General features: G+C 33.0%; 28 protein-coding genes, 1 tRNA gene and 1 pseudogene. 19 read left to right on the top strand and 11 right to left on the bottom strand.

The annotated features are described in order from the left end of the window. Positions 1–276 (top strand): annotated as a pseudogene (locus TZ01_RS09765) (transposase); the annotation flags it as partial. A gap of 90 nt (positions 277–366) precedes the next feature. Next, a complete protein-coding gene (locus TZ01_RS07445; protein WP_162200858.1) occupies positions 367–702 on the top strand; it encodes a DsrE family protein in 336 nt (111 codons plus the stop codon). Here TZ01_RS07445 and TZ01_RS07440 read toward each other — a convergent pair. Beyond that, positions 697–1,044: a DUF488 domain-containing protein gene (locus tag TZ01_RS07440; RefSeq protein ID WP_048102202.1), complete on the bottom strand. Its 348-nt coding sequence runs from the start codon at positions 1,042–1,044 to the stop codon at positions 697–699. The genes TZ01_RS07445 and TZ01_RS07440 overlap by 6 nt on opposite strands. Positions 1,045–1,250: 206 nt before the next feature. Between TZ01_RS07440 and TZ01_RS07435 the strand changes: the two genes are divergently transcribed. Beyond that, entirely contained in the window at positions 1,251–1,475 is a 225-nt protein-coding gene (locus TZ01_RS07435) for a hypothetical protein (protein WP_156150337.1), read from the top strand. A gap of 484 nt (positions 1,476–1,959) precedes the next feature. Here TZ01_RS07435 and TZ01_RS07430 read toward each other — a convergent pair. The 3 genes from TZ01_RS07430 to TZ01_RS07420 form a co-directional block, all read right to left on the bottom strand. Further along, a tRNA-Gly gene (locus tag TZ01_RS07430) sits at positions 1,960–2,032 on the bottom strand. A gap of 45 nt (positions 2,033–2,077) precedes the next feature. Next, on the bottom strand, positions 2,078–2,743 hold the full coding sequence (locus TZ01_RS07425; RefSeq protein ID WP_048102153.1) for a hypothetical protein: 666 nt from the start codon (positions 2,741–2,743) through the stop codon (positions 2,078–2,080). A gap of 13 nt (positions 2,744–2,756) precedes the next feature. After that, positions 2,757–3,404, bottom strand: a complete 648-nt coding sequence (locus tag TZ01_RS07420) for a triose-phosphate isomerase (protein WP_048102152.1) — start codon at positions 3,402–3,404, stop codon at positions 2,757–2,759. Between the two features lie 57 nt (positions 3,405–3,461). Between TZ01_RS07420 and TZ01_RS07415 the strand changes: the two genes are divergently transcribed. Genes TZ01_RS07415 through aroF form a run of 9 tightly spaced genes read left to right on the top strand, consistent with a single transcriptional unit; the run spans position 3,462 to position 10,905 of the window. Next, entirely contained in the window at positions 3,462–4,115 is a 654-nt protein-coding gene (locus tag TZ01_RS07415) for a class I SAM-dependent methyltransferase (RefSeq protein ID WP_048102151.1), read from the top strand. Between the two features lie 59 nt (positions 4,116–4,174). Further along, on the top strand, positions 4,175–5,419 hold the full coding sequence (locus tag TZ01_RS07410; protein ID WP_048102150.1) for a TrpB-like pyridoxal phosphate-dependent enzyme: 1,245 nt from the start codon (positions 4,175–4,177) through the stop codon (positions 5,417–5,419). A 6-nt stretch (positions 5,420–5,425) separates the two neighbouring features. Beyond that, the gene (locus tag TZ01_RS07405) at positions 5,426–6,163 is read left to right on the top strand and encodes a tryptophan synthase subunit alpha (protein WP_048102149.1); all 738 of its coding nucleotides are present in this window, start codon (positions 5,426–5,428) and stop codon (positions 6,161–6,163) included. After that, positions 6,153–7,133, top strand: coding sequence for an anthranilate phosphoribosyltransferase (gene trpD / locus TZ01_RS07400; RefSeq protein ID WP_048102148.1), 981 nt, complete (start codon positions 6,153–6,155; stop codon positions 7,131–7,133). Before TZ01_RS07405 ends, trpD begins: the two co-directional genes overlap by 11 nt. Next, positions 7,130–7,726 (top strand): phosphoribosylanthranilate isomerase, encoded by a 597-nt coding sequence (locus tag TZ01_RS07395; protein WP_048102147.1) that lies wholly within the window; start codon positions 7,130–7,132, stop codon positions 7,724–7,726. The genes trpD and TZ01_RS07395 overlap by 4 nt, the downstream gene beginning before the upstream one ends. Continuing rightward, on the top strand, positions 7,707–8,855 hold the full coding sequence (locus tag TZ01_RS07390; protein ID WP_048102201.1) for an anthranilate synthase component I: 1,149 nt from the start codon (positions 7,707–7,709) through the stop codon (positions 8,853–8,855). The genes TZ01_RS07395 and TZ01_RS07390 overlap by 20 nt, the downstream gene beginning before the upstream one ends. Continuing rightward, positions 8,833–9,396 (top strand): aminodeoxychorismate/anthranilate synthase component II, encoded by a 564-nt coding sequence (locus tag TZ01_RS07385; RefSeq protein WP_048102146.1) that lies wholly within the window; start codon positions 8,833–8,835, stop codon positions 9,394–9,396. The genes TZ01_RS07390 and TZ01_RS07385 overlap by 23 nt, the downstream gene beginning before the upstream one ends. Further along, a complete protein-coding gene (locus TZ01_RS07380; protein ID WP_048102145.1) occupies positions 9,393–10,130 on the top strand; it encodes an indole-3-glycerol-phosphate synthase in 738 nt (245 codons plus the stop codon). Before TZ01_RS07385 ends, TZ01_RS07380 begins: the two co-directional genes overlap by 4 nt. Next, positions 10,123–10,905 (top strand): 3-deoxy-7-phosphoheptulonate synthase, encoded by a 783-nt coding sequence (aroF, locus tag TZ01_RS07375; RefSeq protein ID WP_052656839.1) that lies wholly within the window; start codon positions 10,123–10,125, stop codon positions 10,903–10,905. Before TZ01_RS07380 ends, aroF begins: the two co-directional genes overlap by 8 nt. Position 10,906: 1 nt before the next feature. Here aroF and TZ01_RS07370 read toward each other — a convergent pair whose 3' ends face one another. Next, positions 10,907–12,331 carry an RtcB family protein gene (locus tag TZ01_RS07370; RefSeq protein WP_048102144.1) on the bottom strand — a complete coding sequence of 475 codons (1,425 nt, stop codon included), beginning with the start codon at positions 12,329–12,331 and terminating at the stop codon, positions 10,907–10,909. 71 nt (positions 12,332–12,402) lie between these two features. Here TZ01_RS07370 and TZ01_RS07365 point away from each other — a divergent pair, with 71 nt between their 5' ends. The 6 genes from TZ01_RS07365 to TZ01_RS07340 are packed head-to-tail and all read left to right on the top strand — an operon-like array spanning position 12,403 to position 16,783. Next, a complete protein-coding gene (locus TZ01_RS07365; RefSeq protein ID WP_048102143.1) occupies positions 12,403–12,642 on the top strand; it encodes a hypothetical protein in 240 nt (79 codons plus the stop codon). A gap of 34 nt (positions 12,643–12,676) precedes the next feature. Continuing rightward, positions 12,677–13,000: a transcriptional regulator gene (locus tag TZ01_RS07360; protein WP_048102142.1), complete on the top strand. Its 324-nt coding sequence runs from the start codon at positions 12,677–12,679 to the stop codon at positions 12,998–13,000. After that, on the top strand, positions 13,000–13,530 hold the full coding sequence (locus TZ01_RS07355) for a GNAT family N-acetyltransferase (protein WP_231563442.1): 531 nt from the start codon (positions 13,000–13,002) through the stop codon (positions 13,528–13,530). Before TZ01_RS07360 ends, TZ01_RS07355 begins: the two co-directional genes overlap by 1 nt. A 53-nt stretch (positions 13,531–13,583) precedes the next feature. Continuing rightward, the gene (locus tag TZ01_RS07350) at positions 13,584–14,615 is read left to right on the top strand and encodes a hypothetical protein (RefSeq protein ID WP_048102140.1); all 1,032 of its coding nucleotides are present in this window, start codon (positions 13,584–13,586) and stop codon (positions 14,613–14,615) included. Beyond that, on the top strand, positions 14,599–15,423 hold the full coding sequence (locus TZ01_RS07345) for a hypothetical protein (RefSeq protein ID WP_048102139.1): 825 nt from the start codon (positions 14,599–14,601) through the stop codon (positions 15,421–15,423). Before TZ01_RS07350 ends, TZ01_RS07345 begins: the two co-directional genes overlap by 17 nt. After that, the gene (locus TZ01_RS07340; protein WP_048102138.1) at positions 15,386–16,783 is read left to right on the top strand and encodes a hypothetical protein; all 1,398 of its coding nucleotides are present in this window, start codon (positions 15,386–15,388) and stop codon (positions 16,781–16,783) included. The genes TZ01_RS07345 and TZ01_RS07340 overlap by 38 nt, the downstream gene beginning before the upstream one ends. On the opposite strand, the gene TZ01_RS07335 is transcribed toward TZ01_RS07340, so the two are convergent. From TZ01_RS07335 to TZ01_RS07320, 4 genes are all read right to left on the bottom strand, one after another. After that, positions 16,767–19,205 carry an ABC transporter substrate-binding protein gene (locus tag TZ01_RS07335; protein ID WP_048102137.1) on the bottom strand — a complete coding sequence of 813 codons (2,439 nt, stop codon included), beginning with the start codon at positions 19,203–19,205 and terminating at the stop codon, positions 16,767–16,769. The genes TZ01_RS07340 and TZ01_RS07335 overlap by 17 nt on opposite strands. 183 nt (positions 19,206–19,388) lie before the next feature. Beyond that, entirely contained in the window at positions 19,389–19,661 is a 273-nt protein-coding gene (locus tag TZ01_RS07330) for a hypothetical protein (protein WP_048102136.1), read from the bottom strand. A 115-nt stretch (positions 19,662–19,776) separates the two neighbouring features. Further along, positions 19,777–20,970 carry a hypothetical protein gene (locus TZ01_RS07325; protein WP_048102135.1) on the bottom strand — a complete coding sequence of 398 codons (1,194 nt, stop codon included), beginning with the start codon at positions 20,968–20,970 and terminating at the stop codon, positions 19,777–19,779. After that, complete coding sequence (locus TZ01_RS07320) at positions 20,967–21,212, bottom strand: hypothetical protein (protein ID WP_156150336.1); 246 nt, start codon at positions 21,210–21,212, stop codon at positions 20,967–20,969. The genes TZ01_RS07325 and TZ01_RS07320 overlap by 4 nt, the downstream gene beginning before the upstream one ends. Before the next feature lie 461 nt (positions 21,213–21,673). Here TZ01_RS07320 and TZ01_RS07315 point away from each other — a divergent pair, with 461 nt between their 5' ends. Then, entirely contained in the window at positions 21,674–22,756 is a 1,083-nt protein-coding gene (locus TZ01_RS07315; protein WP_048102133.1) for a sugar phosphate nucleotidyltransferase, read from the top strand. Here TZ01_RS07315 and TZ01_RS07310 read toward each other — a convergent pair. Beyond that, positions 22,737–23,177, bottom strand: a complete 441-nt coding sequence (locus tag TZ01_RS07310) for a DUF131 domain-containing protein (protein WP_048102132.1) — start codon at positions 23,175–23,177, stop codon at positions 22,737–22,739. The two genes, TZ01_RS07315 and TZ01_RS07310, sit on opposite strands and share 20 nt — an antisense overlap. A 2-nt stretch (positions 23,178–23,179) precedes the next feature. Next, positions 23,180–24,064, bottom strand: coding sequence for a coiled-coil protein (locus tag TZ01_RS07305; protein ID WP_048102131.1), 885 nt, complete (start codon positions 24,062–24,064; stop codon positions 23,180–23,182). Positions 24,065–24,089: the final 25 nt, after the last annotated feature.

Below are 24,089 nucleotides of genomic sequence, written 5' to 3'. Positions count from 1 at the left end.
AGGAGAAGAGGAATTGTTGAAAATAAATTGACCTATAACAGGAAACTGGGTATAGCATTAAGGAAAAAGGAATCATCAAGGTACAAATTGAGGTGGGAGATAGAAAGGACATTTTCCATTCTTAAGGAAATACTGGGAATGGAGTACATCTGGTATGTTAGGCACAGGAATTATGACATAGCCATAGGAGAAATTATAGTTGCATACAACTGTATTGTAATGGCCAATAAAATAACCGGAAATTCAGGGAGGAAAATAATGTACATAGTGAGTTGACGTATGTTTGGACACCCTATAATTTATTTTTAATTATAAAGACTTTGGTGCATAAAAATATAAAAATATGATTTTATAATAATGTTAACCATGCAGAATATTATAGTAAACGGCAATGATATAAATAATATAAACGCCATAATAAAGCAGATTAAAAATTTGCGGAGGGCAATGCCCGATGCATTTATAGAGGTTGTATTTACAAGAAATGCGGTAAAATCGCTATTAAAAGATTATCCAGAACTTAACAGGATAAAGGAACTCTTAGATATGAATATAAAAATAAATGCATGCAGAAATTCATTGAAAGAACAGAATATTGATGAGGACCTGATAGCGACAGATATTGGAATCGGCATAGTTGATGCTGGTGTCCAGGAAATTGTTGAAAAACAGCTTATGGGATATGCATATTTGCAGCTATAAGTATTTTTCAACATAATATTTAAGTGAAACCGCATTATTATGCATCTCATTTCTTGAGGAATACAAAAATGTTACAACATCATGATCCCTAATTATATCTTTTAGGGTTTCTGTTGCATTATTTTTTGAGAGCTCCTCGTAATATTTTTTATTAAATTCATCCCATTTTGAATCCTCATGGTTAAACCATTTCCTTAAATCGTTTGATGGCGCTATGTCACTTAGCCATAAATCTATGTGTGCCTCTGATTTTTTAATACCGCGCGGCCATAGACGTTCCACAAGTATTCTAAATCCATCATCCTGCGAATATGGCAAGTAAATTCTTTTTAATTTTATCATTTTATGATCTCCATTCATACTATGTAGGTTACAGTTTCTGTTAACCATGTTAACATACACCTTTGGAAGTTATCATCTCTTTGATGCTTAAACTTCCTGGATACACCCAATACCCTCTATCCCGTTGGCAAATGTTTCAGGGATCGCCTTTTTATAATATTATATGATACTTAATGAGGTTATCACATATTTTATTCTTAAATTTTGTGGGTGAGCTACCTAATGCTAGGGCGATTCTGGCATCAAAGGTTGCAGAGGCACCATTGGAATCACAGATGGGATGGGTACATGGATCAAGGCAGACAAGAACATATATACATTTATCAATGAGGGACCATGACAATGCAATATTAAAGGCCTATGGAATAAAACAAATGAGAATAAAATCATTGAGCCGATGCCAAAGAAGTGCCCAAGGTGCAATGCAGTAAATCCTGAGGATGCTAAATACTGCCATCCGAGGCACTACAAGGAATTGCAAAAAGGATAATTGAGGCTGCACCGGAATCATTTTAAATCTAAAGTAATAGAGAATGTTTTAGAGGAGATATTAAAGGATCCTGAATTGTTAAAGAAGTTCGGGGATGAGATGAAAAAAAGGTTAGTTCTTAGGATCTCCTGGTATTTTATATAATAAAAGGCCATAAGATAATTCAATGAATAACCCAAAATTATCGTTGGTATTATAAAGGTAAAAATTGAGCAATACAATTCCATAGATGATGGTATCATGGTTATTGAAAATGCAATAAATATAAAAATTAGATAATTTTTATATGCATAAAGCCTGAGATGGTATTTATTTTCATTGTTAAGAAAAATTCCGAAAACAAGAAGGTATATTGTGAATATTTCATTATTAACCGGGGTTTATATTTACACAAAATATGGTACAGAACCGAACTTTTATATTTATGCAGGTGCCGGGATTTGAACCCGGGTCGAAAGCTTGGAAGGCTTCCGTGCTACCAGGCTACACCACACCTGCGCAGTTTCATAATTACAATTAAGATTATTTATTTTTCTATTATTATCAGGTTATAAAGAATTTAAAGGTCTCACTGGTACTCTTGTATGAAGATTTTTCTGTAATATGAACATAATATGTGCTTTCAGGGCTTACAGAAGTTAAATTAAAGTATACCTCATTATGGGATTCAGTATATTTAACAGGCCTGGTTATTCCCGACGTGGTTTCATTTATATATATGGCGGTTATGGGATATTTGTAGTCTGTATGATACCTAAGGTGATCCGTTGTTTTACCATTAAATGGTATGTCATATTTTCCACTCACCTCTGTTAAATTTGTCCAGTGATTGTTATTTTCAAACTGCAAGTTTACTATTTCTGGGCCTGAAATTAGGTGCACTGGTGGATTTAATGCGATTATCCAGAATATAAACCATGTTATTATTAATTCACCGTACATATATATTTTATGTGAGGTCTGTTTTGGCAAACCTATTTTCAAAAATTTGATAATTCTGTTTAAAAAATATAAAATTGCTATTAGCAAAAGGACGCCAAGATACCAGAAACCGTATATTTCAAAAAATGCAGATAATATACCAACAACCAAACCTATTAAAAAGACAAATATAATGGCCTTTGCCCTTTCCCTTTCATATTTCAGGTAACCTTTTTTATCGAACGGTGGTTCAACGAAAATTGGTTCATCTTTCTTTGGATTTGCCATGACTTCACCAGTATTATAAATTGCCTAATGAAATTAACTTATTTATTGGTTTCGGATTTTTGATTATACCAGATGCAATTAAAACTCCATAAGCCCCAAGATTCATTGAGTTTTTTACATCCTCATATGTTTTAACACCAGCACCGACAAGGAGTTTAATATTCCTATCATTGCATATTTCGGATGCGTTTTTTATTATGCCAGGTTTGGCATTTGAAACAGAAATATCACCACCTATTAATTCCGGTGGCTCATATGCTATGTACTCGGGATCGTATTTTGAATACTCTCTAACCTCATCAAGGCTCTCCACACAAAGAACAATTTTGAAATCAAGCTTTTTTGATTTTTCTATTATTTTAATTATGTCTGATTTTGCCATTCGTCTCTCTGAATGGTTTAATAATGAGCCGTTTACGCCTATATCGATTAATGATTCCATTGAAATAGAACCTGTATAAGCGCCATAACCATTGGCATCAACTGTCTGAGAGAATATATTAAGGCTGGTAAATTCAGTCTTCAATCTTAAATCTATTGGGGACAGACAATAATAGATATTTTTATTTTTAAGTGTGTTAAAATCCTTTAATAGTTCCTCGCATGATTTACCAACAGCATTTTCGTAATGCTTAAAATTTACAAATATTTCTGGTTCCATGTATTGGTATATAATTATTGTAAATATAATAATATGCCTTATAATTATTGTTTAATAATGTACAACTTTGAAAATATTAGCATAAATTATGACAGGATTACAACCATTGAAACCCTGGGCATGGATATGTACTGGAGAAATGCTATGGTAAAAAAAATAAGGCTTCCAAAAAATTCATTCATACTCGACGCTGGGGCTGGTACGGGAAAATTAAGCAATGTTCTTACATCAAAATTTAGGGATGGCAGAATTTATTCCATTGATATAAGTCAAAAAATGCTAGACCAGATTAAAAATAAAAGGTTAATAAAATTACGGGCTGATGCTACTGAAACAGATTTTCCCGATAACTATTTTGATCTGGCCGCATCAGCATTTTTAATAAGGCCCCTTAATGATAAAATAAATAATTATTTTTATGAAACACACAGAATTTTAAAGAAACAGGGCTTTTTTATTATAATGGAAATATATGAGCCCGACAACCCATATTTCAGGTTTTTATTTGATTTTTATCTTCATAAAATACTAAGAAAGATTGGAGACGCATTAACAAAAACTGATGCATTCTCATATTTTTCAGAATCTATAAGAGAATTTTATTCACCAAATCAGGTGTCAGAATTACTCAAAAAACATGGATTTAGGATTATCAACATAAGGAGTTTTTTATCCGGGTCCATTGTAATACATACCAGCATCAAAATTTAAATATTTATACATAAATAATATTCAATAATGATTATATATTATGTATAAATATACCATTCATGATATCAGCAATTAATAGTGAGATAATACCAGAAAACTGGTACAATGTAATTCCGGACCTGCCAGAACCACTTCCGCCACCAAAGGATTCAAAGGCGGAATTTTCATCCATAAACCTGCTTAATAAAATACTGCCAAAGGAGGTTTTAAGGCAGGAATTTACATTTAAAAGATATGAAAAAATACCGGATGAGGTAATAGAACAGTACGAGCAAATAGGAAGGCCCACACCGTTAATAAGGGCAAAAAACCTGGAAAAGTATCTGGATTATGGCGGGAAGATATTTTACAAATTTGAGGGCGCCACGGCCACAGGTTCACATAAGATAAATACAGCCATTGCACAGGCATACTATGCAAAAAACGAGGGCGTTAATGGTGTAACAACAGAAACAGGTGCCGGGCAGTGGGGATCGGCAACAGCCCTGGCTGCATCATTATATAAGCTTCCAGCGCAGATATTTATGGTTAAGGTCAGCTTTATACAGAAGCCGCTTAGAAAAATAGTCATGAACCTTTATAACGGCAACGTTGTTCCAAGCCCCTCAAACCTGACCGAATACGGTAGAAAAATATTAAGTGAGAACCCTGACCATCCGGGAACCCTTGGAATAGGTATAAGTGAGGCTGTGGAATATGCCCTTGATCATGATTACAGATACATGGTCGCAAGTGTAATGAATAGTGCACTTACACACCAGAGCGTAATTGGGCTTGAAACCAAAAAACAGCTTGAACTTATTGGAGAGCATGCAGATGTTTTAATAGGATGCGTTGGTGGTGGCAGTAATTTTGGAGGTTTTACATTTCCATTTATACCCGACCATCCAGATACTGAGATAATTGCCACAACAGCAGATGAGGTCCCCAAATTTTCCAAGGGAGATTATAAATATGATCTGATGGACTCTGCCGGGGTTCTGCCTGAGGTTAGGATGTATTCACTTGGTGCAGATTTTGTTCCACCCACAATATATGCGGGTGGTTTAAGATACCATGGTGCATCACCCTCATTATCCCTTTTAATAAATAAGGGCAGAATTAAAAGTGATGAGGTAAATCAGGAAGAGGTAAAAAATGCCATAAGAACATTTGCGAATACGCAGGGAATAATAGCAGCACCGGAATCTGGTCACGCAATAGCAACAATGTTGAATTATGTAAAAGCTCATAAAAATGAGAAGAAAACAATAGTTGTGAATGTGAGCGGACACGGACTTTTGGATTTATCCATTTTCCAGTGAGGTAAAATGAAAAATCTAATACCATATTTCACACTTGGATATCCGGATAACAATACATTAAAAGATTTTTTAATGGCCATGCCAGTGAATAAAATAAACTATATTGAGTTTGGATTCCCATCAGACGACCCCAGATATGATGGGCCAACAATAAGGATAACACACAGGGTTGGAAATCAGAATTTCAATGATGGGTTTTATAAACCAATATTCCAGTATTTTAAAAGCAACGGTATTAAGATGTATTCACTATCATATTATTCTGATATAGGGCCAAAATTTGAGGATTTTATATCCTATTTAATATCAAGAGGTTTTTCCGGAATCATAATTCCAGACCTTATCATAGATTATTATTCAGAGGCCGAGGAGAAAATATCGTATTTAAATAATAAAAATTTTGAATACATACCCTTTTTTTCACCATCAACGCCCGATCATATAATTAAGAAAATAGCAGAAATGACAAGTTCATGGATTTATTATGGACTTCAGCCATCCACAGGTATAGATATACCATATGAAATAGATTATACAACAGAAAGGATAAATCAGCTTTTGCCCGGCAGAGAGATTACGTATGGCTTTGGAATAAAAACTGAGGAGGATATAAAACAGTTGATGAAAAACGGTGGATCTGGAGTTGCCATAGGAAGTTACATAGAAAAAATGCTGGAAAAGAATGATAAGAAGGGATTTTTAGATTATATAAATAAAATAAGGGGTGTACTGGATGATGAATGATGATTTTAATTTTGAAAATTATAAAAATCTAACATTTGATGAGGCAAGAGAACTGTTAATAAGGGCCCTAAACATGCCCGATGAATTCAAGGCGCAGTTTCTAACATTTATGCACAATAAGGGCGAAACTCCTGAGGAAATTTCAGGATTTGCAGATGCTCTAAGGTCTATGGCCAGAATAAATATCAAATACAGTAATTTAACAGATATAGTTGGTACAGGAGGCGATAAAAAAAATACCGTTAATGTAAGTACTGCTGCCAGTATTGTACTTGCATCGATCGGCATAAAAATAGCCAAGCATGGTAATTTTGGCGCCACAGGAAGCCACGGAAGTGCCGATCTTATGAAATATTTAGGTTATAAATTTAAAATGGATGAGAGTGAAATAATCAATAATCTTAATGCAAAAAATTATGTTTACATACTTGCACCGGAGTACAATGAGAACTTTGCAAAATTTGCCGCGGTGAGGAAAAGTCTTGGATTCAGGACTGTATTTAATATACTAGGACCCCTAACAAATCCCCTTAACCCACATAATCTGGTTTTAGGTGCATATGATGAGAAAATAGCAGATATGTATGCGAATGTAATTCTTCATGACCATAAGAAGGGGGTGGTTGTTTTTGGAATGGATGGAATGGATGAGATATCCCCATTTGATGATTCAATACTTTACATCATTGATGGGTATATAAAGTCATATAAAATAAGGCCCAGGAATTTTTTTGATATGGAAATAGCCTATGATGATATTATTTCAGTGGATCCGGAAAAAAGCTTTAGAATGGCAGTGGATGGCATGCTTGGTAAAAACAAAAAGGTGTCTGAATTTATAGCCATAAATGCTGCTCCTGCACTTATAGTAAATAATTATGCCGGTACCATGGATGAGGCATATTCAATTGTGCTTGATCATATCAGCTCTGGATCTGTAAAGAATAAAATAAAGGAGGTGTTTAATTGAAGGTAAAAATATGTGGAATTACAAATGTGCATGATGCTGAATACTCAATTAAAAAAGGGGCTGAATTTATAGGCGTCATTCTTGATTATTCTGTTAAAAGGCATGGTACAGAGGATCTAATAAAAGAGATTAAAAATATTAAGAAAACCGGCGTGGTTGGCGTTTATACATCAATGCCTGATGCAAATGAAATCAATGAGGATATTATACAGCTTCATTTTGATCACTCTCCGGGAGATGTTAAATATATAAAAAATGTTCTAAAAAAGAATGTAATTTCGGTAATAGACATTTCAAAAAATGATTATTTAGAAAGAATAGATGAATATAAAAAGGCAGGATCCGATTATATACTCTTAGAGGATAGATCAGGTATAGTAAATCGCATGGATGATCTAAGAAATATTGATCTTACAGGTATTGGACTTGCAGGGAAAATAAGCCCTGAAAATGTTTCTAATATTTTATCATTAAATCCGGAGTTTATAGATTTAAGCAGTTCGCTTGAAAGTGAAATAGGTAAAAAATCGGAAAAAAGGATAGATGAACTTTTCATAAAACTAGGTGAAAAAAATGCTCTTAAACAGTATTAAAAAATGTATTGATAAAAATTTTGCATACTTTGTTAGGTTTGATGCGGACAGAATAAATGGTACTGAATATTTATTTGTATCTAATAAGAATCCCATCATGATAAATGAAAATGCAATTGATAAGTTAAATTGCATTGATGAATATTTAAAAAATTCTTCCATGGTACCAATGTTTGTTACATATGATTTTGTTGATTCAATATATCCGGATATAGGGATTAAAAAATCATCATGGCCATCTGTGGCCATGCTTATCCCTGAAAAGGTTTATACAGGAAAAATTGTGAGAAATAACAGTACTAAAAAAATAAAAAATGAGAGCATAATGGATAATAATATGGAAAAAATTGTTTCTGAGATAATAAATAGAATAAAAAATGGTGAACTTCTGCAGATGGTAATATCAAAGAGATTTGATGTTGATGGTTTTAATGCGATCAGCCTGCTCAGGAATTTTCTGGAATATGATAAATCAATGTATGTTTATTACTACAAATTTGGTGATATGGAAATAATAGGTAGCTCACCGGAAAACCTGTTTACATTAAATGGAAATGAAATAATGATAGACCCAATTGCTGGAACAAGAAAAAGAGGTAATGACGAAATCGAGGATTTAAGACTTGAAAAAGAACTATTAAGTGATGAAAAGGAGCTTCTGGAGCACAGGATGCTTGTTGATCTGGCAAGGAATGATCTTGGAAAGATATGCATACCTGGTTCAGTAAGGGTGGTAAAATCCATGACCATAGAAAAATTTTCAACAGTACAGCACATAGTTAGCCAGGTTACCGGCAAATTAAAAACAGAAAAACTTGGTGATATACTTGGGGCAGTTTTTCCTGCAGGCACTGTAAGCGGAGCACCAAAGAAGCGTGCCATGCAGCTCATAAATTTATACGAGGAAAAGCCCAGAGGGCCTTATGCCGGTACACTTGGGATTGTCGGCAAGAATTATGCTGATATGGCACTCCTAATAAGGAGTTTATATAAAAATAAAGATGGTTCATATATACAGGCAGGTGCAGGTATTGTTAAGGATTCTATCCCAGAAAATGAAATTCATGAAATGTATTCCAAGGCATTAACTGTTATAGGTGGTTTATATGAAAAGGATATTAATAATTGATAATTACGATTCCTTTGTGTATAATATATACCAGTATGTTGCATCCATGGGGGTTGATGTAAAAATTTTGGAAAATGACATGATAAGCCCTGAAAAATCAGATTATGATGGCATAATAATATCCCCGGGCCCAGGCAATCCAAAAAATATAGAGGACCGTGGAAAACTGTACGAATTTATAGATAATAACAGGCATAAGAAATTCCTTGGAATATGCTTTGGGCATCAAACACTGGCGTATTATCTTGGTTCAGATATCAGGCTATCAAAAAGAATTATGCATGGGCAGATAGATGCCATTAAACACTCAGAAGGCATCATTTATAATGGTATACCAGAAACGTTTAATGCAATAAGGTATCATTCCCTAGTCGTTACTGAAAACAGCAACATTATAGTTGATGCGGTATCCATAACTGATGGCGAGATAATGGGTTTCCATTCACGCGATAACCACTTTTTTGGAGTCCAGTTCCATCCCGAGAGTTACTATACAAATGATGGATATAGGGTCTTAAAAAATTTTATTGATGCAGTATGATAGTGGATGATATTTACAGGGAGAATTACAGTAGAGAATTAATTATGGACAATAAACGCATTAGAAATACATTGAGCCTAAAGGATTCATTAAAAAGTTCTAAAATAAAACCAGGAATTATAGCTGAGTATAAAAGGAAATCACCATCAGGTTTCAACAATATTGTTAATAATGATATATTTAAATACTATAATAAGATTAAGGAAAGCGTTGCAGGATTCAGTATTTTAACGGAGCCCCATTATTTCAATGGGAATCAGTTAGATGCTGTATCCGTGCAATGCTATAGCAAACCAATATTAATTAAAGATTTCATATCTAGCACGGATATGATAAAATCATCCTACATGATCGGTGGAGATGTGTTCCTGCTGATAGCAGATTTCCTTGACTACAATAAAATAAGGGAATTTATAAGGTACGGGGCCTCATTAAATATGGAGGTGCTCCTTGAAATACATGATATGAAAAAAATTGGCAATATATACCCAGATGAAAATGTATTGCTTGGCTACAATAGAAGAAATCTTGAAACATTAAAAATAGAAGATGAATCAGAAAATGCATATGACTTCCTAAAAAAATTTGGTTTGCCACTGGTCCTTGAAAGCGGTATTTCCCTGGAAAATGTGGAGGCCCTGCCAATAAAGAAATATGACGGGCTTCTTATAGGAACAGCACTGCTTTCAGGTGAAGGTTTAATAAATAAAATAGCTAGTGGTAAAAATGATTGACATAAAAATAAATGACGAGTTGGAATTAACAGATGATAAATTCCTCATGATCGCCGGACCGTGTTCAGTGGAAAGTGAGGAGCAGATACTTGGCGTTGCCAGGGACCTCAAAAAAATCGGTGTGAATGTTCTCAGAGGGGGTACATTCAAGCCAAGAACGCAGCCGGAATCCTTCCAGGGACTTGGTGAGGAGGGATTGAAGCTTCTGGCAAGGGCAAGGGAGGAAACAGGCATGGCAATAATTACCGAGGTTATGGATGAGGAAAACCTGCCACTTGTTGAGGAATATGCAGATATAATACAGATAGGTTCCAGAAATTCACAGAATTTTTCTCTTCTTAAGGCAGTTAGTAAATATAATAAGCCAGTACTTCTTAAAAGAGGCTTCGGAAATACAATTGATGAGCTGATAGGGTCTTCAAAATACCTTGCACTTGGCGGTAATAAAAAAATAATGCTGGTTGAAAGAGGTATAAGGACATTCGAGACCTCCACAAGGTTTACACTTGATGTATCTGCAGTTCCGGTTCTGCATGAAAAAACAGAATACCCTGTTTTAATAGACCCAAGCCATCCGGCAGGCATAAACAGATACGTGGAACCACTGGCCATGGCGGGTACTGCGGCTGGTGCTGATGGGCTGATAATAGAGGTTCACCCAAATCCAAAGGAGGCTTTAAGTGATGCTGCACAGCAGCTAACAGTTCCAGAATTCATGGAACTTTATGATAAAATTAAAAGAATAACAGAAATTACGAGAAAAAATATAATATAAATTATCCTTTCATGACTGCAAGCGGCGTTAATTTCAGTACAGGCCTTGCGATGTTAGCCCCATTAACAACCTTTATAACCTCATCAATATCCTTATAGCTTTCTGGTGATTCCTCGGTTATAACCTTTTTTGTTGCTGCCCTTATATATATGCCCCTATCATTGAGTTCCCTTAGAACAGATTCCGGTGTGAATTTTTCATTGGATGCCTTTCTGCTTAAGACCCTTCCTGCACCATGGCATGAGCTTCCAAATGAATTTTTCATATTTTCCTGGGTACCAACAAGAACATAGGAGGCTGTGCCCATATCACCTGGAATTATAACAGGATATCCTGTACTTGAAAATTTTCCTTCTGCAACACCTGCCGGAAATGCCCTTGTGGCACCCTTCCTATGAACAAGCAGCTTCCTCTTGGTATTTTCTATAATATGATATTCCTGCTTTGCCATATTGTGTGCAAGGCTGTAGAGTATATCCATACCGAGTGATTCATAATCTCTTTTGAATGTTTCCTCAAAAACCTTTCTTATTTTATATGTAATTATCTGCCTGTTAACAAAGCTGAAATTGGCAGCTGCATTCATGGAGTTTATATAACGCTGCCCTATTTTTGATGATATGTACACTGATGTTAACTGTTTATCATTTTCATTTTTTATACCTTCCCCAGAATTCAAGATCTCAGTTATAAAATCAGTTGCCACCTGATGACCAAGTCCACGTGAACCTGTGTGTACCATAATGGTGACCTGATCGGGTTCCATGCCAAACATTTTGGATGTTTTATCATCCATAATTGAACTGACGCGCTGTATCTCAAGAAAATGATTTCCACCCCCGAGGGTACCAAGTTCATTAATACCGCGGGCCATTGCCTTTTCACTTACATAGGATGCATCACATTCAATTTTTCCGGATTCCTCAGTATTTAACATATCATTTTCTGTTGCATATCCATTTTCCAACGCCCAGTAAATGCCCTCAGAAAGTATATTGCTTAATGATTGCTGGTTCAATCTAAGGCTTGACTTATGATCTATCCCTGCAGGTATTGATTTATAAAGATTTTCAATAATATCAGCAATTTTATTTCTTACTTCCTGATATTTTAAATTTGTTTTAATTAGGGTTACCCCACAGTTTATATCATAACCGACGCCGCCGGGAGATACGATGCCGTTATCATAATCAAAGGCTGCAACCCCGCCTATCGGAAAGCCATAACCCATATGTATATCCGGCATGGCTATTGATGCCTTGACTATCCCGGGCAGCGATGCCACATTTCTAACCTGTTTTATTGGCTCATCATTTGTAAAATTTTTTAAAAGTGTATCATTTATATAAATTATACCAGGAACTTTCATACTTTGGTCCTCTGGCAGTTCGTAGGCGAATTCACTGATTTTTTTAAGATTAAACATACATGTGTATTTAATCATAAAAGATAATTCTTTAGAAAAAGTTAATAAAATAATAATGGGATACAGGTTAAATGTCAAAAACCTTTAATATAGATTCATTTAGCGATAGAAAGAAATTTGAGATAAAGCTGCAGATAGCACTGTTAAAAAACACATTAAAGATAAGAGAAAATTCAAATGACCCATCAAAATATGATGAATATATAAATGAAAGAATAGAAAAATTAAAGGAACTTCTGGGCACAACATCAAGATTTACAATAAAGGAAGACGATAAGATTCTGTATTCAATTGATAATGATAAAATTTAGATAATAATATATAAAGCCTTGTCATACATTAACCATGGAGGATTACTCTATTTTCAAGGAAATAAATGAAGACGCAGATACGCTTAACAGGCATGTTTTGATAATTAAAACATTGCTGCATGAGCAGCCTTTGGGGATAATTAAAATATCCCAGCAGACAGGCATACCAGAACATAAAATAAGATATTCATTAAGGATACTTGAACGTGATGGGATTATAGAGGCATCAAGGGAGGGGGCAATACTTACCTCAACGTTTCTCGACCGGCGTGATGAAATATTAAAATACGGCAGGGATGTTATAGATAAAATAGAATCTATATATAACGATATAAAAAATATTCTGGAGAGTAAATAATGATGTTATGGAAAAAATCCCAAAAGAATGATCTTGAGATTAGAAGGGCAACACCGGCAGATGCTCGTGGAATAATAAACTGCATGCAGAGCGTTATGGATGAAAAGGTATACCTTGTAAGCGAGTATTATCTTTTAACTGAAAGGGGGGAGCAGGAAAGGCTAAAAAATCCCGATGAGTTAACATTAATATGCCTCAATGGCTCAATGGTCATTGGTGTTTTAACATTGCAGAGGGGGCTTTATAAAAAAAACAGGCATACCGCCAATCTGGGCATAGCAATTAGATCTGGATACAGGCATATGAAGATAGGTACAAGGTTAATTCTTGAGGCACTGAAATGGGCAAAAAAGGAGGGCATAAAAAAGGTAAATCTGGAGGTATTTTCAACAAATGTAAATGCCATAAAGGCCTACAGAAAAATCGGATTTGAATACGAGGGCGTCAGAAAAAATCAGTTTATAATAGACAATAAATACGTTGATGATGTATTAATGACCTTTTTTACCGATACGCTGAATGAAAATTGATGGCATCCTGAAAAACATAAAAATTTAAATGTGGTTTTTGTATTGCGCATTTTATGTGGAAAAAAGCCTGTAAAACACTGTTAATAAAATATCTTTCAGTTTTTATAGGCGTTACTCTTGTGCTTTTTATTATTGAAAAATTAATTCCGTCTTCATATATCTATGCAGATTATAACTCATTGTCCAGCGCAAATAACATTCTTGGATTAAACAAGCCTCTTTTTATACAGTATTTCTATTTTATATATGATTTAATAACATTAAGGCTCGGAAATACATCCAATTTGATATATTCTGGGAGTACCCATACAGGTATAATGGAAATGCTGCCTGAAACACTTTTTTTAATAATTCTGGCATTTATTGTTATACTTGTAATTTCATATAAAATAGGCTTCTTCCTTGGATTCAGATCCATGAAAGATCAGAGACTTGATATAAATATTTTTCCTGTAACTGTTTTATATTTTATTTTACCAATAGTTTTTATAGGTATACTTTCTGGGGTATATAGAATATTACCATACAGATATATAATGCCTGAATACTATGCAGCAAAATATTCATGGGTTATCTATGCAAACAACGGTATAATAATAACAAGGCCAACAGATATTATACTTTTTGATGCGATTATACATGGATCATTAGGATTCCTTTACTATTATTTATTAAGGTTTGTAATGCCGTTTGTCTCAATTATTATACCGGTGGCATTGTATCTTACCATATTTATTAAGAGGCTTACAACAATTGAATACAAAAAAAAATATGTTAGGATCAGAATTTTAAAAAATGTTGATGATGATAATTTTATTTATCATATTAAGAGAAATATAAGGTATATTATGCTTCATGAGTACAAAACAATCTTCGGAATTTATTTAAGTGGAATTATAATAGTTACATACATTTTTTCATACATGAATCTTGGTGAATTTTTTATATATTCAATAATTGATTTTCCTTCGGGATTGATGGGCATGCTTGGTTCAGCTTTCATATTCTCTTCAATGGTTATTGTGTTTAATTTAATGATGGATATAATGATACTTGGGGGCACAAAAAATGCAGAGGAATATTAGAAACTGGAACCTTGAACTTATTGTATTTCTTGCAGTATTCTTACTTTATATTATTTTTTACATTCTTGATGAATTATATCCCTATTATCTTGGTGTTAAAAGTATATACAGCCTTATTGAATTTAGTTACAATAAAACTTTATTTCCAAGCCCGCCAAAATTTTCTGATGGATGGCACTATTATTTTGGTACCTCAATATTTGGAATAAATTTACTTCCGGCAATGCTGGCCACGCTAAAACTGGATTTAACTTTAACATTTTCCTCGGTTTTTCTTGCCCTTTTAATAGGATTTATAATTTCCTTCCCCGGTTATTATTTAAGAAATAGGATTTATAGTAAAATAATAGGACTCTTTAATTTATCCCTATTCAGCATGCCTTATATGGTGTTCATATTAATATTAATGTACATTATAAGGCCGTCAATTTATGGCATAATAATAGGTGCAGGAATTTCATGGTTTCCATTTTATATCAGGCGCCTGATTAATCTTAAAAGACCTGATGGAAATTTAATATATTTAATAAAATATGTCTTTAAAAAATTGATTCCATATATATTTTCAGATATTGGAACAATGTATGCAATTATTAATTTAATTTTATTTTTTGGTATTTATACAGGCAATTTTTTGCTGGTTAATCTTGGTACATTAATGTATATTAACGGCAACGGAATTACTTATTTATCCATTGGGATGTGGTGGGTTGAAATGTTTCCAGTTATTTTTCTGTCATTATTCGTTCTTTCTGCCCACGGGTTAGGCTATGGCATCAGGAGGTCCGGAATCTATGGAAAGGAATAATCCTGTTATTAAATTCAATAACTTCTCGGCTATTAATAATAAAAACCTTAGACTATACGGATTAAACCATGAAATAATGGATAATGAAAGCGTACTTCTAATCTTTAATGATGAGAGAAAGGATCTGTTTATGTCCATTTTTTATCTTAATGCCGATGAAAATATTAAAGTATCAGGAACAATGGAAATTCTCGGTGAGGATGTCTCAGGTTTAATTAATAGAATTAAACGATACAGCATGAACGATAAAAATTTAATGGCCGCAGCATACTCGCTTAAAAATGTGTTTATAATACCTGAACACGCATGCGAACTGTTTGATAAAACCTTAAAAATTAAGGATCAAATAATAGATTTTATACCATATTCTGCAAGGGTAAGGATATTAAATGCTGTTTTAAGAAGGGAAACATTTTCTAGGGAGGATATTAAACTTTTAATGGATGGTTATAAAAAGTATCCTGATACTGAAAATTATCTTAGATACTGGGCAACAGAATACGGCGTTATTAATAAATTAAATGAAATAAAGAATGTACTTGAAAGATCAGAGGAGCCAGAAAATGAACTCATGGAGATTATGCTGCTCCAGAAAAAGGGCATAGATCTTGCAAATATAGTTGAATTAAGGGATTTCTATAGATTTAAGGATGATTATGTCAATATTTATTATAAAAAAAATTCTAAATATAATTACAGCTATGCAAGGGACAAGATTAGAATAGATATGGAGAAAAAAAATTTTAGATTTTTTAATCTTTTGCTCAGGATAAACAGGCATGGAATAGAACATGATCTTAACAGTGAAATAAACGCTTACATACTCGAATATTTAAAATATATGAATATAAAATCTGATACTTCAGAACTTAATAAATACCCCCATGAGGTGGACCCAGAACTGCTTAAGCATATACTGCTTGCTATTTATGCATTCTCCGATGTAAAATTACTTATTATTGAGGAACCTGGAGATGTGGATGGAAATTTACTAAAAAATGTAAATATATTATCAAAGACATTTAAATTTGCCACCCTGGCAGTGGCATCAGGACCAAGGGCTGTGATTCAATTTCCATGGGCATTCAATGATGTCTGCGTCATATATGCAGGCATGCCTGTGGAGAAAAATTCAACAGTAAAATTTAATAATGAGCAGCTGCACCCATTTTCCATGGATATGATGTCGGGAAGAGAAATAAGCAGGGAGGAGAACAGGGTTGGATGTCCATATTTCTGGAACTGCAAATATGCAATGGATATATGCAAGGACAATAAACCGGCATTCACAGATTATTACAACGGCAGGGTGGCATGCTTCCTATACTCGAGTTTAAAAGAAACTAATATAATGTATTAAATGTTATTATGTTATAATTTTTATTTAAAGAGTACCTAAAACCATAAATACTGGATCTATGAATATGTGTTATTGTTACATTTTCATTTGTGAATATATAAAGGTAGAGCATGCTGAGATTTTCCTGGGCATCGGTTATGTTCTTACTTGAATAATTAAATGTTAGTTTATTTATTGAGGCACTTAAATTTAACATAAGTTTGGTCTGATTTTTGTGGCTTTTATTGTACAGTCCTATGCTGAAACCGTTCTGATACATGTATGTTCCATTTTCTGGATTTCCAAGATAGCTAATTTTCTCGGTTAAATTCATATTTAAGGGTAAAAGTGATAGGTAAATAGGCATTGGATTATTACCATAAAATTCGTATGATTTCATTTTATCTCCTGTAACTGGAATTATTATTACCTTTAATCCTTTTATGACACCCTGCAAATTGTTAATATATCTAACAACCTCCGGGTCATTTATTATAGAATTGACAAATAATGGTATTTTTAATGTGGCGTTATTATAGAGAAATACACCACTTGAATTTTTTATATTATATTTATCACCGGCATTTAACACAAACTGATCCCACAGATGCTTGGAAAGTGTCAGGTTATTTCCTGGATATGCATTATAAAAAGCCTCCCTGACAGTTATATTTGAGAATAAATTATATGGCATATTAAAATAACCGTAGTTTCCAAGCATTGTTAGATTTACATTTGAATTAAAACTGTATATTTCGGAATATGTTACATTGCCCGATATTGAAATATTATTTATTGCACTGAACGCATTTGAATATTCATATGGCACAGAGGCCATCTGCAGTGCATTTAATCTTAATCCCTGCAGCCTGCCTGCCAGGGAAAGGCCGTAATATATTTTTATTATATCAAAATGCGGGATTGCATTATATTTTGTTCCCATGAAAAACGGGTTTCTTATAAGCGTGACAGCGTTTTTATTTAATGATAAAATTTCATAAGGGCCATCAGAGATGATGTGGTTTACAAAGTAACTGTAGTTTCCATCTTCATAGTTTGACCTGAATTTTTCTATTCCAGCGTTTGTAATATTTAGAACAGCACCATGCTGGATCATATAAGAGGCCGATGTAATAAATGCACCAGGAGATGTGAGTATTCTGTAAACTGTTTCATTGCTCATTGGATGGGTAAAATTTATTGTAACAGTGTTTGATGTATTGCTATACGATATTGCGTTCTTTATATTATTATATGTTACATTTGTATAATAGTTCCCAGGGATTACGTACTGAGCAAGCAGCCATCCTGGTGATTGGGGTGTTACATTGTCAAGGATTATGTCAGTTACAAGTGAATAATAAACATCATAGGCATTTACAGTTTCACCATTCTGAAACTTAAATGAATTTGATATTTTAAATATAAAGGTTTTGTTATCATTTTTTATTTCTGGGTAATCTGCTATATTTGGATAATACTTGCCTGAGGTCTGATTATAATAAAATAGGAATTCCTCGGTGTTCATTAAAATCTGCATATCCCCAGACGTATATGCAGTTTCTGGATTAAGATTGTTATATGGTGATGATGAGGCAAATGCAATGTATGGCATGTTCTTATCTATATAAATATGTGGGATTTTGGATGTTATAATAACATCCAGAAAATATTTTGATGATATGATATCACTAACACTTCCCGATGATGAAACGTTTCCAGAATATGTAACAAGCTCCATTGTATAATTTCCTGGTGCAGTATGATTAAAATTAAAAATTAAATTTTTATATACATATGATTTTGAACTGTGATCAAAATATGTATTAATGTTAAAAGTTTTTATAATATTTCCATTTTTAAAAAGATAAAATGTTCCTGAAATAAGGCTGTAATTAGGATCATCAGGAGGTGTAAATGATCCCGATATATTCATATTAGTATTAGGATAAAAAATATTTGAGTCAGGATTTATGGGTGACCTTGAATAATTATACACTGACAATATGCCCTGTGCCGTATAATTTGAAAAATAGTTAGAAGATACATAAACCGGTATATAATAATCTGGAAATAAAATACCTGAGGTAAAGACTGCAAAATAATGTATATAATATATTCCTGGATTTGTATAAATATGGCTTATGGTGATGGCTGTACCGGATGTGCTTATATTTGAGTTTGTATTATCCCCCCAGAAAATTTTCACGTATTTTGGGGGCTGATTGAGTTTAATTGTAATATTATATGGTGTGCCGGTGCTTACATAGTTGCCTGCTGATGCAATGGAAGTTTCAGGTGCAATTGGATGCGGATGTAATGCCGAGAGTATTGAAAATGATGATATTAAAAGGATAATAATTACAATTATAGCATACCATTTCCTCTTGGATGATCTAACCCTCTGCGGAAAAACTTTTGGTTCCGGTATGTTATAATTCATTTTAGGCTTATTTTAATTAAAATATTTAACTTTTCTTAATAATTGGAATTGGTTGCATAATTAATTTGCCATAAATTTGATCCAAATATAAATCACATCCATTCAATCATATTTAAAATTAATTGACTTTTTTAAGATTAAAAAGATCAATTTTTATTCTAGACTTTAGAGAAAAATTACAATTTAAACCAATACCAAGATGATTAATAAAAAGGATATTAGTACTAGATAAAATTCATGAAACTGATTATTATGTTTAACTCTTGGATTTAAATTATTAATGTAGGGAAATTCGCTTTTAATTTTATCATCCTGTTTTAAAATCTCCAATGTTTGTACCTTTCCTGTTATATATGTTAATTTTGCTAATACAACACCTATAATATCATCAGGGTATATTGTTTGAGCATCAATAGACGCGTTATTATCACCCTTGGCAAAAATTTTATCCCCCATAATTTTAATTATTCTATGGGTTACAATTCCAGAATTATTCAGTGGTGAATATATGGCGGATGTTCTATATGTTATTATATCACCAATACTTAATTCTTCTATGCTGTTAACTCTCTTAATAATAAGAATATCTCCCCCCCTCTATGACAGGGGTCATACTTTTTCCCCTCGCTATTACATAAATGAGGTCACCATCTATTTTACCTATTTCATTATTAGAATTAAATATTGAAAATAGTGAATATAACATAAAATAATTGGAGAAGGTACCAAATAATATTAAATACCAAATTGATGAGTGTATTGTTTTTGCACCAACTAAACCAAATAAAAATAAAGAGATGAAAAAATAAAGGCTAAAATATTCTAGAGGGGACATGAAAGTTCCCCTGAATAACTTAAAAATAATGATGAAATCAACCACCAGAATATATAAATCAATAAAATAGAAGGCCTTAAGCCATACAAACGTGATGTTCCTAGTAATCAATAAAACTTCAATAGGCCATGCAAACAGAAAACTCATAAGGGACATAATAAGTCCAGAAATGATGTATTTTAAATATTTTTTAGGGAATATAAATTGCTTATTTTCTTTAATTGATTCCAATACAAACATGAATAAAATAAAAGAGGAGGCAGCGGCTATTATTGTTCCAGAAATTTCCAGAATAGCGTTTGGTAAAATATAATTAAAATATCCGCTTATAATAGCGCCTGCCAGTACTGGCATTGTAATTATAGCCATGAAATACGAACCGGCGAAGGTTGGAATATATAGAAATGGGCCACCCAATATTATTAATGAAAGAAATGCTAGATTATGTAAAATTATGAAAGACGAAGTATTTTTATAGACAGCTACAGGCTTCAAAAATTTATCTGCATAGGGCTTACTTCCAACCATGCTGAAAAATAAAGGTTTATATATCAATGCTAATGCAGAAATCACAATGGTAAAGGAAAAAATAAAAATAAATAATAGGAGAGAGTATATAAAATATGTACCTAACTCCTTTTGGTTTTTAGAAAAGAACTTACCCTTAAAATATAAAATTATTGGAAGGAGTGGAAATAACTCCAGTAATGCATATAAAGGCTTTAAATATCCTGTTTTATAATAATTCATTGACAAAAAGCTTAGATACAGTACCAATGCAATAAATATTTCTCTTTTAATTGTGGAAGAAAGTATGAATATAGATGTATGAAAAAAGGCCACAAAAATTATGGCAAAATATAAAACTAAAAAATAATATAAAAAATAGGAATAAATGTCATAATTTAAGCTTTTTATTTTCTTAGTCATGCTGATGCACCTGATATTGAAGCCGGTATCATCCATCCCCAAAATCCCAAAACATCGAGAACGGTATACCTGATAAAAATTATTGTTGTTCCGTCAATAAAGGCTTCATATCCTGCTGTGCCCAGCAGATATTTTATTGCAAATCCTGCAGGAAAAACCAGAGCACTGAGAGATAACTCAGCTGAAGAAAGTGATATGTGATTAGTAAAATAAAGAGCTAAAATGGCGCTATTTCCGTACAAATTTATACCACTTAATGTAATTGCCAACAAAGCAGTAAAAGATGAAAACAACACCGCAATGCCAATCCATCTATAGCTTCTATTTTTAGTCGTATAGTTATTCATAAATATTATAATAAATAATTGTATATATATCGATACTATTATTAATAAATAATTTATAAATAAATCTATTAGAAATAAATCCACGTATTTATATAAATGAATTTCTAGTAATCTTGTTCTGGTTTCTGTTAACCATGTTAACAAACACCTATAGATCTAATCTTTTTGATGCTAAAACTTTCTTCATATAAACCAATAACTATATGCTGGCAAATGCCTCAGAGACTGCTTTTTTTATAAAAATTATATGATTCATTTAAATCAACACGCATTAATATTCACTGGAATATTTAAATTTTACATTAAAATTATACATACATTAAAAAAATTAATAAGATAATATATTATTGGTATTCATGGTTTTTAAAGCAGTTGTAATGGCTGGCGGAAAGGGTACAAGGCTCAGACCAATAACATATTCCATTCCAAAACCAATAATACCTGTGGCCGGAAAGGCATGCATGTCATATCTTCTTGACTCTTTCTACAGGGCCGGAATAAATGATGTCATAGTCACAACAGGTTACAAATTTGAGGCCCTTATTAAAAGTATAATTGAAACAAAAAATTCGGATCAGAGCATATTGTTTTCCGTTGAAAAAGAGCCGGCTGGTACGGCAGGCAGCATAAAATTAATATCCAATTTCATAGATGATACCTTTGTTGTTGGCAGCGGGGATATATTATCTGATTTTGATATAAAGGATATTATCAATTTCCATAAAAAGAATAATGCCAAAATTACCATAGTTTTAACAGAGGTTTCTGACCCAAGCCAGTTTGGGATAGTGGAGCTTAAGAATAATAAAATAACTAAATTTTTGGAAAAGCCATCAGAATCGGAAACATTCTCACATATAGCCAATACAGGCATATATGTTATTGAGCCCGAAATATTATCTTACATTAAAACAGTGCCCTATGATTTCGCACGTGACCTTTTTCCAAGATTATTAAGAAAAAACATTGAAATATATGGTTATGTTGGGAAGGGCATATGGCTTGATACGGGAAGGCCCAACGACCTTATAAGGGCAAATCAGATAATGGTGAATAAATATGGAAAGGAATACAATGATGAACTTATAAAGGGAAAAAACATAATAGAAACATCATCCAAATTTGATTCATGCCAGATCTATAACAGTTATATAGGGAACTCAATAAAAATTGACAGGGATGTTAAAATAAAGAGCTCGGCCATATATGATTTTGTTAATATAGAAAAAAATGTTGAGATAGAGAATTCAATATTAATGCCCAATGTAACAGTTAGAGAGAATTCAAAAATAAAGAATTCTGTGATAATGAGGGATTGTGTTATTGGCCAGGATTCAGAAATTGTGGACAGCATAATATCACCAGAACTGGAATTAAAGGGTAAATCAAGAATATATAACGTATCACTGGCATCAAAGATTATAGAAGATGATATATAAAGAATATATAAAGAAGTATTATTATAACAACTATTATCATGGATATATAAATCATTTTTTTATCATTACCAAAAATAATTGGTATGGGCCCAACCATTATGAGGCCACCAAATGAATTTTTTTTATTCTTATCCTCATTTATTACATTTTTATCCTGATTTAAATTCTGATAGATATCATTATTATAGTAATCATCGTATTTATTTTCATATTCATTCCTTAAGACAAATATAGGGGATATAAAAAGCATTATAAAACCTATAAAAATTAATAAAAATGGTATTATTGAAACAGGATTGGTACTTATAATAAATGGAAAAAAGAGAAATAATCCAACCTTATCTATGCCCAGCACGGCGAAAATTAATGATAGTATAAATCCGGAAATTATTAATAAAAATCCTACCTTGTAGGTTTTCATAATTACAGGAAACCAGCCTTTTGCAAAATTAAAAGATCCTCTGTGGTAAGCTGCTCTCCAGCCTTAAACTTCTCATAAAGCTCTGAGGCCTTTTCCTGAAGTTCAGATTCCTTTTCCTTCTTTTTGCTAACCTTTGTTTTATTTTTTATGGCATATATGGCCTTTTCCAGATCCCTTAAATCGTTCTTTGCCTTTATAAATGCGGCATGCTCCTTTTCTGATTCCTGACTGTATTTTACAAATAGTTCATGGTTCTCATCTGCTGTATGGCGTACCTCATCAAGCTCCTGAAGCATGGTATTGATCTCATCACTTAATTTCGAGATCTTTTCTGACATTTCCTCTATCTGCTTTTTATACTGCTCTCCAAGTGCTCTTTCCTCATTAATTTTATCAGTTAGCTCCTTTATGTCCTTATTTTTTAATAGTTCCTCCTCCCTGTTTGCCTTGGCCTTCCTGATTTCATTGTTAAGTCTTCTTATTTCCACTATAATTTTATTTTCTTCCTCCTTTGTAAGCTCTGTTGTCTGCTGCCTTTTTTCAAGATACTGGAGTTCCTTTTCCTTGGCCTTAATATCCTTAATATCCAGTCCGGACGCTTCCCCGCTTTTAATTTCCCTGAGCTTCTTTTTAAGTTCTGATAGATTTTTATAATGCTCCTCCTTTTCTTCCCTTAAGGTTTTGATCTTCTCAATAAGGTCGTTTTTTTCAGCGATCTTAGCCTTGGCCTGCTCCCTCATTTCATGGGTTTTCTGATTAAGTTCGTCCCGGATCTTGGCATATTTTTGCGCCTGTGCATTAGCCTCATCTCGCTTTTTAATGTGTGATTCAACCTCTTCCCGGATTGATTCTCTCTTTGTTTCAAAATCTTCTAAAAGATCGGTCATGATAACACTTCGACAGTCTTTTTAC

Source organism: Acidiplasma sp. MBA-1, assembly GCF_000949015.1.
Taxonomy (GTDB): Archaea; Thermoplasmatota; Thermoplasmata; order Thermoplasmatales; family Thermoplasmataceae; genus Acidiplasma; species Acidiplasma aeolicum.
This window is presented reverse-complemented; position numbering and strand designations above follow the sequence as displayed.